This is a genomic window from Cupriavidus sp. FW216-B1 (assembly GCF_058789195.1).
Genome location: NZ_JBYTEL010000002.1, coordinates 211,659 through 227,555, shown reverse-complemented (window position 1 = coordinate 227,555; position 15,897 = coordinate 211,659). Strand labels below are relative to the sequence as shown.

Genomic DNA, 15,897 nt, shown 5'->3' with positions numbered 1-15,897 from the left:
TGCGACACGGCGGCTCCAGGACGGCGGACAGAATTTCGAATGCTACGAGTCCCGGCCGTTCTGGCGAACTGACCATTTTCTCTATGTTTATCAAGCCGGCGCGGCACTTGGGCCGCCCAGCTGACCTGCCTAGCTGAGCCGCCCAGCCGGCGCGCGGCCAATGCGTGGTGGGCGGCCCAGACCACGCGGCGAACAGATGTGCTTTTGACAAAAACTTCGTTGGCCGCCCCTGTCGGCGGAACTAAGCTTTGCTGCTCACCGTGGGCGCCGCAGTGCCAATCTGTAAGCCGCTCACAAGTCAGGGAGCTGCACGCCAATGACCGCAATGACCGGAATGACTGATCTGCCAGCGAGGCCCGCTCGCGTCGCCATGCCCGCGTCGCGGGACGACACCGATGCGGGCAGCCAGGGCCTGGCCGCGTACACCAGCATCCGGCGCGATATCTTGTCGTGCCGCCTGATGCCGGGCGCCACGGTGACCGAAGCGGAGCTGATGGCTGCCTATGGGTTCGGCAAGAACAGTTGCCGGATCGCATTGACGCGCCTGGCCCACGAGCGCCTGGTGCGATCCCGCCCGCGCAAGGGCTACCAGATCGCACCGATCACGGTGAAGGATGTGGAGGAGGTCTTCGCGCTGCGCGTGCAACTGGAGCCGATGGCCGCCCGGCTGGCGACCCGCCGCGTCGACACCCGCCTGCTGCACCGCCTGGAGGCGGCCTGCCGGGTGGAGCACGTGGGGCCGCTGCCGGACCGCATCGATGTCTTCATGGATGCCAACAAGCAGTTTCATCTCGCCATCGCCACGGCGACGGGCAACGAGCGACTGCTGCGCACGCTGTCCGGACTGATGGATGAAATGTCCCGGCTGGTTGCGCTCGGGTTCAACGTGCAGCGCGTCAAGCCTGAAATCAAGCATGACCACAACGCCATGATCAAGGCCTTCGAGGACCACGACGAAAAGGCCGCGGAGACGATTGCGCGCCGCCATATCGAGACGTTCCGCGCGCAAACGCTGGAGAAGGTCTACGCCAGCCTGTCGCAGGCGGGCACCTACCTGCCTCTGCTGGCGGTGAGGGATGGCAAATGATCGCCGTGCCCGAAACATTGCCCGATGCCCTGCTGCGTGCCGGCCCGGCACCGGCCCTCGAAACCGCGGGCGTCGCCAAGCGCTTCGGCGCCGTCACCGTGCTGGAGAGCATCGACCTCACCGTGCGCACCGGGGAAGTGCTGGCGCTGGTCGGTCCTTCGGGCTGCGGCAAGAGCACGCTCCTCAACATCCTGTCGGGCCTGCTCGCGCCGGACGCGGGGCGCTTCACGGTCGGTGGCGTGCCGGCCGCGCAGATCGCCGACTGGCGCCGTATCGCCTACATGTTCCAGGAAGACCGCCTGCTGCCGTGGCGAAGCGTGCGCGACAACGTCGCCTTCGGCCTGGAAGGCACGAATCTGTCCCGCGCCGCGCGCCATGCGCGCGCCCGCGAGATGCTGCGCCTGGTCGGCCTCGAATCGCATGCCGGCGCATGGCCGCACGAACTGTCGGGCGGCATGCGCAGCCGGGTGGCCCTGGCCCGCAGCCTGGCGGCGGAGCCGTCGGTGCTGTTGATGGACGAGCCCTTCTCCAAGCTCGATCCGCAAACGCGCTCGCAGATGCATGACGAACTCCTGCGCATCCAGGCAGGCAGCGGCATGACGGTCGTGTTCGTGACCCACGACATGGAGGAAGCCGTCGTCCTGGCCGACCGGGTGGTGCGGCTCGCGGCGTGGCCGGGGCGCGTGATCGACGTGATTGCGCTGGACCGCCTGGCCCGGCCGCGCGTGCCGACCTCCCCCGCGGTTGCCGAGCAGATCCGCGTACTGCGGTCCAGACCCTGAAGGAGAAAGACTACGATGCCCAGGAGATTCGCGACCCTGTTGGCCCAGCGCCTGCTGCTTGCCGGCGTCATCCTGCTGGCCTGGTGGATCGGCGCGGCGCGCCTGCCGTCGTTCGTCCTGCCCGGCCCCGGAAAGGTGGCCCTGGCGCTGGTATCGCTATGGCACAGCGATACCTTCGCGCAGGACGTGGCGGCCACTTGCCAGCGCGTGATGCTGGGTTTTGCCATCGCCACCGTCATCGGCACGCTGCTGGGACTCGCGCTGGGCGCCAGCCGCGTGCTCGCCCGATTCTTCGAGCCGCTGCTGACGCTGTTCAATACCGTTTCCTCCGCCATCTGGGCGATCTTCGCCATCATCTGGTTCGGCATTTCCGACGCAACCACGATCTTCGTGGTCTTCATGACAGCCATGCCGCTGATCCTGACCAACGTCTGGCAAGGCGCGCAGACCGTGGACATGCAGTACGTGGACCTGGCGCGCAGCTTCCGGATGTCGCGCGCCCGGATATTGCTGAAGATCTACGGCCCGACCATCCTGCCGCACTTCTTCGCCGGTGCCCGGCTGGCCTTCGGCTTCGGCTGGCGGGTGTCGCTGGTGGCCGAGACCATCGGCGCGTCCAGTGGCATCGGCTACCGGCTGCGCCAGGCCGCCGACCTGGTGCAGACCGACCAGGTCTTCGCCTGGACCGTCCTGCTCGTCGCCCTGATGCTGCTGCTCGAAGGCGGCGCGCTCAAACCCCTGGAGCGGTGGCTGTTCCGATGGAAGTTTCCGTCGCGTCCGGCGCCCGCCCTGACACCATTTCCCGTCCCACAAGGATAACCATCGTGCGCAAGCTCTTCGCCGCGGCCCTGGCCGCCACCTCAATGATCGCCGCGTCCGCCATCACGGCTGGCCCGGCTCGCGCCGCGGATACCGTGCGCATCGGCTACTGGACCAGCGGCGTCAGCCTGGGCTATGGCTCGGTGCTGGAATCGAAGGACTTCCTCGCCAAGCGCGGCATCAACGCCGAGTTCGTGCATTTCCCGGACGTCAACGCGCCGCTGCGCGCGCTGGCCTCCGGCTCGATTGACCTGGCCTTCGGGGCGCCGGTGGCCGGCGTGTTCGGCACCGCCGCCTCGGGCGTGCCGATTCGCATTTTCGCCGCGACCCAGCCAGCGGACGTGCAGTTCGTGGTGCCCAAGGACTCGCCGATCCGCACGCTCGCGGAGCTCAAGGGCAAGAAGATCGGCATGTCGCCCGCGGGGTCCTCGGTGGCCGTGATCGCGGGGGCCATACTCGCCGGCAACTACCAGATCAAGAGTTCGGATTTCTCGCTGGTGGGCGGCAACGAATCGCGCCTCGCCCAGTTCCTGGCGCAAAAGCAGGTGGATGGCGCCGCGCTGCGCTCGGTCACCGTGGCCCAGTTGGGCGACGAACTGCCGGTGCGCCGGCTGAGCAGCTTCGCCGAGGAATGGAAAAAGCTGACCCGCTCCGATGCGGTGCCCTATATCGGCGTTGGCGCGGTGCGCGCCGAATTGGTGGAGAAGCAGCCGGAGGTGGTCGCCCGCGTCATCGCCAGCCTGCGCGACACGCTGGCGTGGGGCAACACGCATCGCGAAGAGGTGGTGCAGATCCTGCGGAAGAAGGCCAACCTGCCGGAAGACGACGCCAGGACCTATGTCAGCCTGTGGAACGAGATGAATCGCGTGGCGTTCGAGCCGGCGGACATCGCCACGCTCAAGCGCCAGCATGCCGTGTTCACCGAGTCGGGGCTGGTCAAGGGCGACATCACGGACGAGCTCTTCGCCACCAGGCCCTACCAGTTGGCCAACGGGCTCAAGTAGGCGGACGCGGCGCAGCGCGGACGAGACACACAACGCAAGAACACACGACACCAAGAGAAAGGAAACATCGCGTGAGTCAGACAATGCAAGCCCTTGTGCTGGAGGCACACGGCACTCTGGAACAACTGCAACTGGTGCATGACAAGGCTGTGCCGCAGGCCGGCCCGGGCCACGTCGTCATCCGGGTAGGCGCATCGTCGTTCAATTACCACGACGTCTTCACCGTCCAGGGCATGCCGGGCATCAAGGTCCCGCTGCCCGTGGTGATCGGTCTCGACCTCGCCGGCACCATCACCGAGGTCGGCGACGGCGTGGCCGACTGGAAGGCCGGCGACCGCGTCCTGGTCAACCCGTTGAAGCCGGGCGTCGGCCTGATGGGGGAGATGGTGGACGGCGGCATGGCCCAGTACGCCCGCGTGGACGCGGCGCAGCTGATCGCCCTGCCGGATGCGGTGACGTTTGCTCAGGCGGCCGCCTTGCCGGTGGCCTACGGCACCGCCCATCGCATGCTGTTCACGCACCGGACCGTGAAGGCCGGCGACAAGGTGCTGGTGCTGGGCGCCAGCGGCGGCGTCGGCACCGCGACGGTGTTGCTGGCCAAGCTGCTGGGCGCCGAGGTCATCGCCGCGGCTGGCAGCGACGAGAAGGCGCAGCGCCTGCTGGAGCTGGGCGCCGACCATGTCATCAACTACCGCGAGACCGACTTTGCCAAATGGGTGATCGCCAGGTACGGCAAGCCGCAGCGCCGCACCCACGAAGGCGGCGTGGACGTGGTGGTGAACTTCACCGGTGGCGATACCTGGCTGCCTTCGGTCAAGAGCCTCAAGCGAGGCGGCACCCTGCTGGTCTGCGGCGCCACCGCGGGTCACGACCCGAAGGAAGACCTGCGCTATGTGTGGAGCTTCGAGTTGAACATCAAGGGCTCCAACAGCTTCTACGAGGCTGACCTGAAAGCGCTGCTGGAACTGGTCGCCGCGGGACGCCTCGACCCGGTGATCGATCGCGTGCTGCCGCTCGCGCAGGCCGCGGCAGGACTAGCGCTGATCCGCGACCGCGCCGTGCTGGGCAAAGTGGTGGTAGCACCCTGAACCGCCAACGCGCCGTCAAGGCGATGCGCCTGCCCTCCTGAATGCCAAGAAAATCATCATGAACGACACCGTTTCCCCGGCGCTGCCCAGCGCCGAAGCCATCCAGGCCAAGCTGCTGCGCGGCCCCTATCATCAATGGCTGGGCCTGCAGGTCCTCTCCGTCGGCCACGGCGAAATCACGCTGAGCGCAAAGTTCCGCGACGAGTGGGTGGTCAATCCCGATCTGGGCTACATCCACGGCGGCATTCTTGCCGCGCTGGTGGACCTGGCTGCCGACTGGGCCCTGGTATCGCATACCGGCAAGGGCGTGCCCACCATCGACTTGCGCGTGGACTACCACCGTGCCGCACGCGGCGACCTCAAGGTGGTAGGGAAAGTCATCAAGAACGGCCGGCAGGTCTGCGTGGCGGAAGCCAGCGTCTTCGACACCAACGGCGAACTGGTTGCCAGCGGCCGGGGCGTCTATGCCACGCCCGCACCCGCGGCACGTACCGGCGATGCCTGATGGCGGCGCCAATGGACATCCCTCGCGCAAACGCATCGGCGCAATGCGCGTTCGCCCTGGAGGCACCGCAATGAGCGATAGTGAAAGCCGGAACCTGGGCCGGGTCATTGCCCGCCAGGCCGACCGTGACAGCATTGCCTTGATCGGCGTGAATGCTGGCCAGCAGGACACACTGCACAGCTTCGGCGAGATCGACGACCGCGCCGATGCGCTGGCGCGAGGCCTGCTCGCCCGAGGCTATGCCCAGGGCGAACGCATCGCGCTGCTCGGCGTGAACTCGGTGGACTATGTGGTCTGCCTGCTCGGCATCCTGCGCGCCGGGCTGGTGGCCGTGCCGGTCAACTTCAAGCTCCCGCAGGACCTGATCGGCTACATCCTGGCGGATAGCGGCGCCCGGCTGATCCTGTGCGATGCCGAGCGCGGCGCCCGCGTGCCGGCCGGCGTGCCCGCGTGCGTGTTCGGCACGCCGGACTTCGCGGCGCTGCCGAATCCCGGGCCGTTCACGGCGGTCGAACCGGAAGCGCGGGACGTTGCCTTCCTGCTCTATACCTCGGGTTCCACGGGGCGGCCCAAGGGCGTACTGCTCAGCCATGCCAGCCATCTCTGGGTGGTGCGCACGCGGCAACAGGCCACGCCGCTGGAGCGCGAGCGCGTGCTGATCGCGGCGCCGCTCTATCACATGAACGCGCTGGCCCTGATCCTGCTCACGCTGGCCAGCCATGCGCCCGCGGTGCTGTTGCCGCAGTTCGACGCGCGCGCCTACGTAGCGGCCATTGGCCGTTACCGCTGCACGTGGCTGACCGCCGTGCCGCCGATGATCGCCATGATGCTGCGCGAGCAGCAGGCGCTGGCCTCGACCGACCTGGGTTCGGTGCGCGTGGTGCGCATGGGCTCCGCGCCGGTCAGCGCCAGCCTGCTGGAGCAGATCCGCGACCTGCTGCCCAATGCCCGCGTGCTCAATGCCTATGGCACCACCGAAGGCGGCCCGGTGGTGTTCGGCCCGCATCCGGCCGGGCTGCCGACGCCGCCGCTGGCCGTGGGCCATGCCCACCCGGCCGTGCGCCTGCGGCTGGTCGACGAGCAAGGCCGCGAGGCCGATGAGGGCGTACTCCAGATCCGCAGCCCCGGCTTGATGCTCGGCTATCACCGGCGCCCCGAGCTTGCCCCGTTCACAGACGATGGCTACTACGTGACGGGAGACATCTTCCAGCGCGACGCCGACGGCTTCCATACCTTCGTCGGCCGCCGGGACGACATGTTCGTCAGCGGCGGGGAGAACCTCTATCCCGGCGAGATCGAGAAGGTGCTGGAACGCCATGCTGCCGTCCACCAGGCCAGCGTGGTGCCGGTGCCCGACGACGTCAAGGGCACCAAGCCGGTCGCCTTCGTGGTTGCGCGCGCCGGCGTTCCCGCTCCCTCGGAGCAGGAGCTCCGGGCGTTCGCGCTTGCCAACCTGGCGGCGTACCAGCACCCGCGCCGCATCTGGTTCATCGACTCGCTGCCGCTGGCGGCAACCCAGAAGATCGATCGCCGGGTCCTGACGGACGAGGCGCTACGCCGCCTTGGCAAGGACTGATACCGCGCCGCCACGCCATCCACGGAGAAGCGGCGCGCCGACCACTACACGAGGAATCAATCGATGCACACTCCGACAGCATTCGCAGCCACCGCCGCGGCCATCTTCGCCGGCCTGCTGCTGGCCGCCACGCCCAGCCACGCTCTGGACGAAGTCACGGTCGCGCTGGCCATACCGCCGGCCGTGCACGACGGCGCGCCGTACGCCGCGGCCGAGGCACTCGGCTTGTTCAAGGACGCCAACCTCAGCGTCAAGACCATCGTGTTCCAGGGCGCCGGCGCCCTGCTGCCCCAGGTGGCGGGCAAGCGCGTGACCTTCGGCTACCCCACGTCGGAGCCCGTGATCGCAAGCTACTTCTCCGGCAAGGACCCGCTGCCGCTGCGCTATTTCTACAACGGCGTACCGGCCAACACGATGGAATTTGCCGTGCTCGCGGATTCGCCCATCCGCACGCTGGCCGACCTGAAGGACAAGAAGATCGGCGTCGGCGCGCTGACCTGGGGCACCATCCCCGGCGGACGCGCGGCGCTGCGAGTGGCCGGGCTGGAGCCGGGCAAGAACGTGGAATACGTCGCGGTCGGCGCGCTCGGCGCGGGGTTCCAGGCCTTGCGCTCGCACCAGATCGACGCGCTGAACTTCAACAGCAGCTGGGATGACCTGCTGGAGCTCTCCGGCACCAGGATCCGCCGCCTTGCCTATCCGGCGGTGTTCCAGGAGGCCGCGGGCAACGGGTTCATCGCGCACGTGGACACCCTGCGCGACCAGCCCGACCTGGTGAGACGCTTTGGCCGCGCCTACACGCAGGCACAGTACGCATGCGAGGCCAATCCGGTGTTCTGCGTGAAGGCGTTTTGGAAGCAGAACCCGGAGGCGAAGCCGGCAGGCGACGAAGCCAGGAACCTGCGCGAGGCGGCCGAACTGCTGAGCCGCCGGCTGCAGCGCGTCCTGCATACACCGGCCGGCACCGCGCGCGTGCCGGGACAGTACGACGTGGCCGCCATTCAGCGGGGCATCGAGGCAATGGCGAAGGCCGGCGAGTACCCGAGCGCGGACGTGCCCCTGCAGAAAATATTCTCCAACGAGTTTGTGCCCGCCTTCTCCGATTTCGACCATGCCGCGCTCATTCGCCGGGCAAAGGCGGCACAATGAGCGCCGCCGCCCGCATCGAGATCACCCCGGCCGATGGCCTGGTGGACCAGCCGCGCCGCATCGTGGCATACGGCTTCGCGCCCGTGGCCGAGGTTGTGGTGCAGGCCTCGCTCGCCCCCGCTGACGGCAGTCTCTGGCAAAGCCGCGCCACCTTCGTGGCCGACGCGCGGGGAACCGTTTCCGTGGCGGACACCGCCCCGATAGCGGGCGACTGGCAGGAAGCCGATCCCGCCGCCCCGGTCTGGGCCATGCGCCGCACGCGGCTGCCCGCGCGGCCGGAACTCGGCGAGGATACCGCGCCGCTTCGGGTCGCCGTGTCTGCGAGCGCCGCCGACGGAACCGTCGCCCGGGCCGAGTACCTGCTGCGCTTCGTCGCGCCCGGCGTGACCCGCCGGGCCGTGGCCGAGGATGGATTGAGCGGGACGCTGTTCCTTCCCTCCGGCGCGGGTCCGCATCCCGCCGTGGTGGTGCTGGCCGGTTCCGGCGGCGGCATGCACGAGCAGCGCGCCGCGCTGTATGCCGCGCATGGTTATGCCGCGCTGGCACTCGGCTATTTCAAGGCTCCGCGCAGGCCGGACCACATCTCGGATACGCCGCTGGAGTATTTCGAAGCGGCACTGCGCTGGGTGCGCGACCACCTGCGGCCGGCAAACGGATTCATCGCGGTATCGGGTGTCTCGCGCGGGGGAGAACTGGCGCTGCTGCTGGCTTCGCGGTTTCCCGAACTGGTTTCGGCGGTCGTCGCCTACGTGCCGAGCGCGGTGGTCCATGGCACGCTGCGCGCCGGCCGCCCCGGCCAGCCGCCCGACGACACCGCCTGGACCTGGCGCGGCGAGGCGCTGCCCAACATCTGGCGCGGCAACCCGCAAGCCGACTGGACCGCATTCAACGCGGCACCCGCGCCCGGCCAGGCCGTGCGCCAGGCGGCCGCCTTCCTCAGCGTGCTGCGCGACCCGGCCCACGCCGCGGCGGCGCGGATCCCGGTGGAACGCATCCGCGGGCCGGTATTGCTGATTTCGGGCACTGACGACGGCTTCTGGCCATCGACGCTCTACTGCGAGCAGATCGCGCGGCAGCTACGCGAGCACGGGCATGGCTGGCCGGTGGAACACGTCGTGGGCGACGCCGCGGGACATGCCATCGGCCTGCCGCAGTTGCCCGCCACGCTGATCGCCAAGCCACACCCGGTAGCCGGGCTGGTACTGGACGGCGGCGGGACGGCGGCGGCCAACGCACTGGCCAGCGCGCGATCGTGGACCCGCGTGCGCGCCTTCCTGGCGCAGGCGGCAAGCGCCACGGCACAGCCATGACGGTATCCCCGACGAGTGCGCCCGCGCTGGAATTTTCCGGCGTCGGCGTGACATACCCGACCCGGCGCGGCCATACCGAGGCGCTGGCCGACATCGATCTCACCATCGCTCACGGAGAATTCGTCGCGCTGCTCGGCCCGTCCGGTTGCGGCAAGTCCACGTTGCTGCGTCTCGCCACGGGGCTGCTGGCGCCGACAAGAGGCACCATCGGACTGGCCGGCCATCCGGTCAAGGGACCGAGCCGCGGGACCGGCGTCGTTTTCCAGAAACCGCACCTGCTGCCATGGAAGAGCGTGCGCGACAACGTGCTGTTGCCAGCCAGCACGCTCGGCCTGGACCCCCGGGCGAGCCGCGCCCGCGCCAACGAACTGCTCGAGCGCGTCGGCCTGACGGCGTTCGCCGATGGCTTCCCCTTCGAGTTGTCGGGCGGCATGCAGCAACGCGTGGGCATTGCGCGCATGCTGCTGCCCGATCCCGCCCTGCTGCTGATGGACGAGCCCTTCGCCGCGCTCGACGCGCTCTCGCGCGAGACGCTGACCTTCGAATTGCAGAAGATCTGGAGCGTGCAGCGCAAGTCGGTCCTCTTCATCACGCACAGCATCCCGGAGGCCGTGTTCCTGGCCGACCGCGTTCTGGTGATGTCGCCCCGGCCGGGCCGCATCGTCGAGTCGCTTGCGATCGACCTGCCCAGGCCGCGCACGCTCGACACCTTCGATACGCCCGAATTCGTGGCACTCACCCAGCATTTGCGGAGACATTTCAATGCCTCGCCCGTCTAGCCTGCCACGCCTGCCCGCCCTCGCCTATCCGGCCATCAGCCTCGGCTTGCTGCTGCTGGCCTGGGATCAGGCGGTGCGCTGGTGGCGGATACCCGACTACCTGCTGCCACCGCCCGCGGCGGTATTCCAGGCCCTGGCGTCCGGCTTCGCCAGCGGCTCGCTGTGGCCCCACATCGGCGCCACGCTCGCCAACACCGCGGCCGGCTACGCTTCGGGCTGCGTGATGGCCGTGCTGCTGGGCGCGCTGCTGGCGGAATCGGCAACCTTCGAACGCTTCGTCTATCCGCTGCTGATCGGCCTCCAGGCAACGCCAAAGGTGGCATTGGGACCCATCATCCTGGTCTGGTTCGGCTTCGGCGCCGCCTCCAAGGTGGTGCTGGTTGCGCTGGTCTGCTTCTTCCCCTTGTTCGTCAACACGGTCAACGGCATCCGCCGCACCGACCCCGAACTGCTCGACGCGTGCCGGGCGTTCAGCGCTTCACGCTTGTTCCTGCTATGGCATGTCAAGTTGCCGGCGGCACTCGGCGACATCTTCGGCGGACTGCAGATCGGTGTCTCGCTGGCATTGATCGGCGCGGTGGTCGGAGAATTCCTTTCGGCCCAGCGCGGGCTGGGCTACCTGATCGCCTCGTCTTCCGTCAGCATGAGCCTGGCCACCATGTTTGCAGGCGTGATCTTGCTCGCCCTGACGGGACTGGCCGGCGCCCAGACGGTACGCTGGCTGCAGCGACACGTGGTGTTCTGGGAGGCGCGACATCGCGACGGCTAGAACCTCGGCCGGGATTTACGTAGCCAAGAAATAAAAAGGGGTTACGCCAAATGCAATGACGTAACCCCTTTTCTTCAATGGTGGGCCTCCCGTGAGTCGAACACGGCACCAACGGATTATGAGTCCGCTGCTCTAACCAGGCATGAGCTAGAGGCCCTGGAAAGTCAGACCAGCGCGCTGGGCGCGCTCCGGTCAGCTACCTTCGAGGAAACTCTTGAGCTTGTCGGAGCGGCTCGGGTGGCGCAGCTTGCGCAGTGCCTTGGCTTCGATCTGGCGGATCCGTTCGCGGGTGACGTCGAACTGCTTGCCGACTTCTTCCAGCGTGTGGTCCGTGCTCATTTCGATGCCGAAGCGCATGCGCAGCACCTTGGCTTCGCGCGGCGTGAGCGAGTCCAGCACGTCCTTGACGACGTCGCGCATGGAGCCGTGCAGCGCCGCCTCGGCCGGGGCCAGCGTGTTGGTGTCTTCGATGAAGTCGCCCAGGTGAGAGTCGTCGTCGTCGCCGATCGGCGTTTCCATGGAGATCGGTTCCTTGGCGATCTTCATGATCTTGCGGATCTTGTCTTCCGGCATCTCCATCTTCTCGGCCAGCGTTGCCGGATCCGGCTCGTTGCCGGTTTCCTGCAGGATCTGGCGCGAGATGCGGTTCATCTTGTTGATCGTCTCGATCATGTGCACCGGGATGCGGATGGTGCGCGCCTGATCGGCGATCGAACGGGTGATGGCCTGGCGGATCCACCACGTGGCGTACGTTGAGAACTTGTAGCCGCGACGGTATTCGAACTTGTCCACCGCCTTCATCAGGCCGATGTTGCCTTCCTGGATCAGGTCGAGGAACTGCAGGCCGCGGTTGGTGTACTTCTTGGCGATCGAGATCACGAGGCGCAGGTTGGCCTCGGTCATTTCACGCTTGGCTTCGCGGGCGCGCTTCTCGCCTTCGGACATCTTGCGGTTGACGTCCTTCAGTTCCTTGAGCGGCAGCACCACGCGCGCCTGCAGGTCGATCAGCTTCTGCTGCAGTTCGTGCACGGCCGGCACGTTGCGCTCGACGATGGTGCTGTAGCCCTTGCCGTCGTCGATGATGGTCTGGATCCAGTCGAGGTTGGTCTCGTTGCCCGGGAAGCGGGCGACGAAGTCCGCGCGCGGCATGCCGCACTTGTCGACCACGATCTTGAGGATGGAGCGCTCGAGCTTGCGCACTTCGTCCACCTGGCCGCGCAGCGTGTCGCACAGGCGCTCGACGTTGCGCGCGGTGAAGCGGATGCTCATCAGCTCGGCCTGGATGGCTTCCTGGGCCTTGACGTAGGCCTTGGACTTGTAGCCTTCCTTCTCGAACGAGCGGCGCATCTTGTCGAACTGCTCGGCGATCACGCGGAATTTCTCCAGCGCGGCCTGCTTCAGTTCTTCGAGCTGGCGGGCCGAGGCGGCCAGGCCGCCGGCGTCGTCGTCCTCGTCCTCGTCGGATTCCTCGTCGTCGTCCGATTCCACGTCCTCATCGTCGGCCGCGGCCGCCGCGACCGGCGCGCTGGCGGCGGCGGGCACGTCTTCGGCGTTGGGGTCGATCAGGCCGTCGACGAATTCGTCGATCTTGATCTCGTCGCTGGCGACGCGCTCGGCCAGGGCCAGGATCTCGGAGATGGTGACCGGGCAAGCCGAGATCGCCATGACCATGTCCTTCAGGCCGGCTTCGATGCGCTTGGCGATCTCGATTTCGCCTTCGCGCGTGAGCAGCTCCACCGTGCCCATTTCGCGCATGTACATGCGCACGGGGTCGGTGGTGCGGCCGAACTCGGAGTCCACCGTGGACAGCGCGGCCTCGGCTTCTTCCTCGGCTTCTTCCTCGCTGGTGGCCGACGGTGCGTTGTCGTTGAGCAGCAGGGTTTCCGCGTCGGGCGCCTGTTCGTAGACGGCGATGCCGATGTCGTTGAGCGTGGCGACCAGGGTGTCGATCGTCTCCGAATCGACCATGTCGTCCGGCAGGTGATCGTTGATTTCCGCGTAGGTCAGATAACCACGCGACTTGCCCAGCTTGATCAGCGCCTTGAGCTTCTGGCGGCGCGCTTCCAGTTCTTCCTCGGTGCCCTGCTGGGTCGAGGCGAATTCCTTGAGCAGGGCCTTTTCCTTGGCCTTGCGGTCACGGGCCTTCTGCTTTTCGGTCTTGGGCGCCGCGGTGGCAACGGGTGCTGCCGCGGGCATATCGTCTTCGTAAAGCTCTTCAGTCACGTCGTCTGTGGTGCTGTCGTCGTGCTGCATGCCGGCCTTGGGCTTGCGGCCACGCTTCTTCGGCTCCGGCTTGACTGCCGGAGCGGCGGGACGCTCGGATGCAACGGGGGCGGAAGTGGTGGCGGGCGCCTTGGCCTCCGACGCGGCGGCGGCCGTCCTGGCCGTTCCGGTCTTGGCGCTGGTCGCTGCCGTTCGCTTGCTCTCGACTTCGGTAATCTGCTGTTTCGCCACGGTGATACTCTTGCCTTTCACTGGTACAGATGCGGCGTGCATGCCGCTTGCATTGGCGCTATTGCCGCTCTCGCGTGCCGAAGTCGAGGGCCTCAAATTTTCGGATAGACGGGTTCCGGAGGAAGTGCTCGCTGCGGGCGCCTTGGCGCTCCGAGCGGTCTTAGCTGGCACAGGCTGGGCGGGCGTCCTGACTGACGCGGCTGACTTCGCAGCCGCCGTTGATTTCACGGACGCCTTGCCGCTCCCCGCTTGGGGAGCTTTAGTGGAAACCTTTTCGGTTGCTTTGGCCTTTGCCATTGGCACGCTCACTTTCACCAGAACTGGAGAGAAAGATTTCGCTATCCAAACCGGCTATTGTAGCACGTTGCAGCTAGCCGGCTTCCCAACAGGTGAGGTTTTCACCTGAAAAATCAAGGCTTAAGCTCAATACCGCCGGGCCAAGCCTCCATCTCTGCTTCACAAATCCACCGCCATGCCCGCTGCGGCGCACCTCGCGCCGCGCGCCGGGCCAGCCTTCAGCCCAGCTGCCGGCGGCGGTTGATCTCGCTGACCAGCCAGCGCATGCGGCTCTTGGCGGCCTCGTCGGCCGTGCCCGCGATCACCGCCGCCTGCAGGCCGTCGAGCTCGCGCCGCAGCGGCTCGGCCAGCAGCTTGGCGATGGCCGCCTCGAATTCCTGCCCCGCCGGCTCCTCCTCGATCTCCTCGCGCAGTACCGCGGCCCGCACATTGGCGTAGACCTCGGCGTGGGGCGACTGCGCCAGGTGCTCGCTGAACGCGGCGAAGTTCACCTCGCCCCGCAGTTCGTCGCAGGCGGACACCAGGTGCGTCAGGACCTCGGCGCCGGCCTGCTCGTCCTCGAGCAGCAGCACGCGGCTGTCGGCGTCGAGCCGGGCCGACAACTGCGGATAGCACATCAGCAGCTGCAGCACGCGCTGCTCCAGCCCGGTCGGCGCCTGGCGCTTAGCGCGCGGCCGCGGCTGGGCGAAGCGGCCCACCCGCGCCGGGTCGCTGGCCAGGCCGCAGACCGCCTCGATCTCGGCCGGCGTGGTGCCGGTGGCGTCGGCCAGCTCGCGCACGATCTGCAGCCGCAGCCCGCCGGCCGGCATGGCCTGCAGCAGCGGTTTGGCCTCGTACTGGGCACGCGCGCGGCCTTCGGGCTGGCGCAGGTCCTGGCCTTCGGCCACCACCTGCAGCAGGAAGCGCGACAGCGGCATCGCATCGCGCACCTGCGCGGCGAAGGCATCGGTGCCCTGCTCGCGCACGTAGCTGTCCGGGTCGTGCTCGGCGGGCAGGAACAGGAAGCGGATGGTCTTGTTGTCCGCGATATAGGGCAGGCACGCTTCCAGCGCGCGCCGCGCGGCGCGGCGCCCGGCGGCGTCGCCGTCGAACGAGAACACCACGGCGTCGGTCTGGCGCAGCAGCTTCTGCACGTGCACCGCCGTGCACGCGGTGCCGAGCGTGGCCACCGCGTTGGCAAAGCCGAGCTGGGCCAGCGCCACCACGTCCATATAACCTTCGACCACCAGAACGTAGCCGGTTTCCCGGATCGCGTGGCGGGCCTCGAACAGGCCGTACAACTCGGTGCCCTTGCTGAACAGCGGCGTTTCGGGCGAATTCAGGTACTTGGGCTCGCCCTGCCCCATCACCCGCCCGCCGAAGCCGATGACCTGGCCCTTGGTGCTGCGGATGGGGAACATGATGCGGTCGCGGAAGCGGTCGTAGCGGCGCGGCTTGCCGTCGGCGTCGCGCTTGTCGCTGCTTTCGATCAGCAGGCCGGCTTCCACCAGCGGGCCGGCGATGGCGTCGTCGCGGTAGCTGCCGAACACGGCTTCCAGGCCCTGCCAGTCGTCGGGCGCGTAGCCGAGCCCGAAATTCGCCGCGATCTCGCCGGTCAGCCCGCGGCCCTTGAGGTACTGGACCGCCTGCGGGGCGCCGCGCAGCTGCTTGCGGTAGAAATCGGTGGCGCGCGTCATGGCCTCGGACAGCGCCAGCGAGCGCGCCTGCTGCTCGGCGCGCTGGGCCGGCGGCAGGCGGTCGCGCTCCTCGGGCACCGACAGGCCGACCGACTGCGCCAGCTCGCGCACAGCGTCGGGGTAGGACTGCCCGGAATACTCCATCAGGAAGCCGATGGCGGAACCATGCGCGCCGCACCCGAAGCAGTGGTAGAACTGCTTGGTCGGCGACACGGTGAAGGACGGTGACTTCTCGTTGTGGAAGGGGCACAGCCCCATGAAGTTGGCGCCGCCCTTCTTCAACTGCACGTATTTGCCCACCACATCGACAATGTCGACACGGTTGAGCAGGTCCTGAATGAAGGATTGCGGAATCACCCGGCTTGTCGTCCTCGTGCCGGAACGCCCGTCGGGGGCGGGCGGCGGCGATATGATCGTGTTGGAAGGCGTGACCGGAACTGCGCTTTCCCGGTCCCTAACAATACATTGTAGTGCAGACGCAACGGATTGCAGGCAGTTCCGGTGAGCGATGTCCGGCGAAAGCAGCGCAAGACAGACTTTCATGCCGGCGGGCGGCGCACAGGCCGCCCGCGAAACCCATGCCACCCGTCACCGGCAATCAC

Annotated in this window: 14 protein-coding genes and 1 tRNA gene; 12 read left to right on the top strand and 3 right to left on the bottom strand. The window is 67.7% G+C overall.

Features of this window, described 5'->3' with window-relative positions; genetic code table 11:
* Positions 1–316 precede the first annotated feature (316 nt).
* The 11 genes from AC3WXD_RS08010 to AC3WXD_RS07960 all read left to right on the top strand — a co-directional run bounded on the left by AC3WXD_RS08010 (position 317) and on the right by AC3WXD_RS07960 (position 10,868).
* Complete coding sequence (locus AC3WXD_RS08010) at positions 317–1,087, top strand: GntR family transcriptional regulator (protein ID WP_231401526.1); 771 nt, start codon at positions 317–319, stop codon at positions 1,085–1,087.
* A complete protein-coding gene (locus tag AC3WXD_RS08005) occupies positions 1,084–1,869 on the top strand; it encodes an ABC transporter ATP-binding protein (protein WP_020200865.1) in 786 nt (261 codons plus the stop codon). The genes AC3WXD_RS08010 and AC3WXD_RS08005 overlap by 4 nt, the downstream gene beginning before the upstream one ends.
* Positions 1,870–1,884: 15 nt before the next feature.
* A complete protein-coding gene (locus tag AC3WXD_RS08000; protein ID WP_454731955.1) occupies positions 1,885–2,688 on the top strand; it encodes an ABC transporter permease in 804 nt (267 codons plus the stop codon).
* Between the two features lie 5 nt (positions 2,689–2,693).
* Positions 2,694–3,692, top strand: coding sequence for an ABC transporter substrate-binding protein (locus tag AC3WXD_RS07995; RefSeq protein WP_492323479.1), 999 nt, complete (start codon positions 2,694–2,696; stop codon positions 3,690–3,692).
* 83 nt (positions 3,693–3,775) lie between these two features.
* Positions 3,776–4,780, top strand: a complete 1,005-nt coding sequence (locus AC3WXD_RS07990; protein WP_492323588.1) for a zinc-binding dehydrogenase — start codon at positions 3,776–3,778, stop codon at positions 4,778–4,780.
* 58 nt (positions 4,781–4,838) lie between these two features.
* Entirely contained in the window at positions 4,839–5,285 is a 447-nt protein-coding gene (locus AC3WXD_RS07985) for a PaaI family thioesterase (RefSeq protein WP_020200869.1), read from the top strand.
* A 70-nt stretch (positions 5,286–5,355) separates the two neighbouring features.
* Complete coding sequence (locus AC3WXD_RS07980; RefSeq protein ID WP_492323478.1) at positions 5,356–6,861, top strand: class I adenylate-forming enzyme family protein; 1,506 nt, start codon at positions 5,356–5,358, stop codon at positions 6,859–6,861.
* A 63-nt stretch (positions 6,862–6,924) separates the two neighbouring features.
* The gene (locus tag AC3WXD_RS07975; RefSeq protein ID WP_020200871.1) at positions 6,925–8,010 is read left to right on the top strand and encodes an ABC transporter substrate-binding protein; all 1,086 of its coding nucleotides are present in this window, start codon (positions 6,925–6,927) and stop codon (positions 8,008–8,010) included.
* On the top strand, positions 8,007–9,320 hold the full coding sequence (locus AC3WXD_RS07970) for an acyl-CoA thioester hydrolase/BAAT C-terminal domain-containing protein (protein ID WP_454731959.1): 1,314 nt from the start codon (positions 8,007–8,009) through the stop codon (positions 9,318–9,320). Before AC3WXD_RS07975 ends, AC3WXD_RS07970 begins: the two co-directional genes overlap by 4 nt.
* Positions 9,317–10,099: an ABC transporter ATP-binding protein gene (locus AC3WXD_RS07965; protein ID WP_454731960.1), complete on the top strand. Its 783-nt coding sequence runs from the start codon at positions 9,317–9,319 to the stop codon at positions 10,097–10,099. The genes AC3WXD_RS07970 and AC3WXD_RS07965 overlap by 4 nt, the downstream gene beginning before the upstream one ends.
* On the top strand, positions 10,083–10,868 hold the full coding sequence (locus AC3WXD_RS07960) for an ABC transporter permease (protein ID WP_020423638.1): 786 nt from the start codon (positions 10,083–10,085) through the stop codon (positions 10,866–10,868). Before AC3WXD_RS07965 ends, AC3WXD_RS07960 begins: the two co-directional genes overlap by 17 nt.
* A gap of 78 nt (positions 10,869–10,946) precedes the next feature.
* Here AC3WXD_RS07960 and AC3WXD_RS07955 read toward each other — a convergent pair.
* Together AC3WXD_RS07955 and rpoD are read right to left on the bottom strand one after the other, a co-directional pair.
* A tRNA-Ile gene (locus AC3WXD_RS07955) sits at positions 10,947–11,025 on the bottom strand.
* A gap of 35 nt (positions 11,026–11,060) precedes the next feature.
* The gene (gene rpoD, locus AC3WXD_RS07950; RefSeq protein ID WP_231401529.1) at positions 11,061–13,364 is read right to left on the bottom strand and encodes an RNA polymerase sigma factor RpoD; all 2,304 of its coding nucleotides are present in this window, start codon (positions 13,362–13,364) and stop codon (positions 11,061–11,063) included.
* Between rpoD and AC3WXD_RS07945 the strand changes: the two genes are divergently transcribed.
* Positions 13,363–13,728 (top strand): hypothetical protein, encoded by a 366-nt coding sequence (locus tag AC3WXD_RS07945; RefSeq protein ID WP_029043164.1) that lies wholly within the window; start codon positions 13,363–13,365, stop codon positions 13,726–13,728. The two genes, rpoD and AC3WXD_RS07945, sit on opposite strands and share 2 nt — an antisense overlap.
* 109 nt (positions 13,729–13,837) lie before the next feature.
* Here the strand turns inward: AC3WXD_RS07945 and dnaG are convergent, their stop codons facing one another.
* Positions 13,838–15,652, bottom strand: a complete 1,815-nt coding sequence (gene dnaG / locus AC3WXD_RS07940; protein WP_020200877.1) for a DNA primase — start codon at positions 15,650–15,652, stop codon at positions 13,838–13,840.
* Positions 15,653–15,897 lie beyond the last annotated feature (245 nt).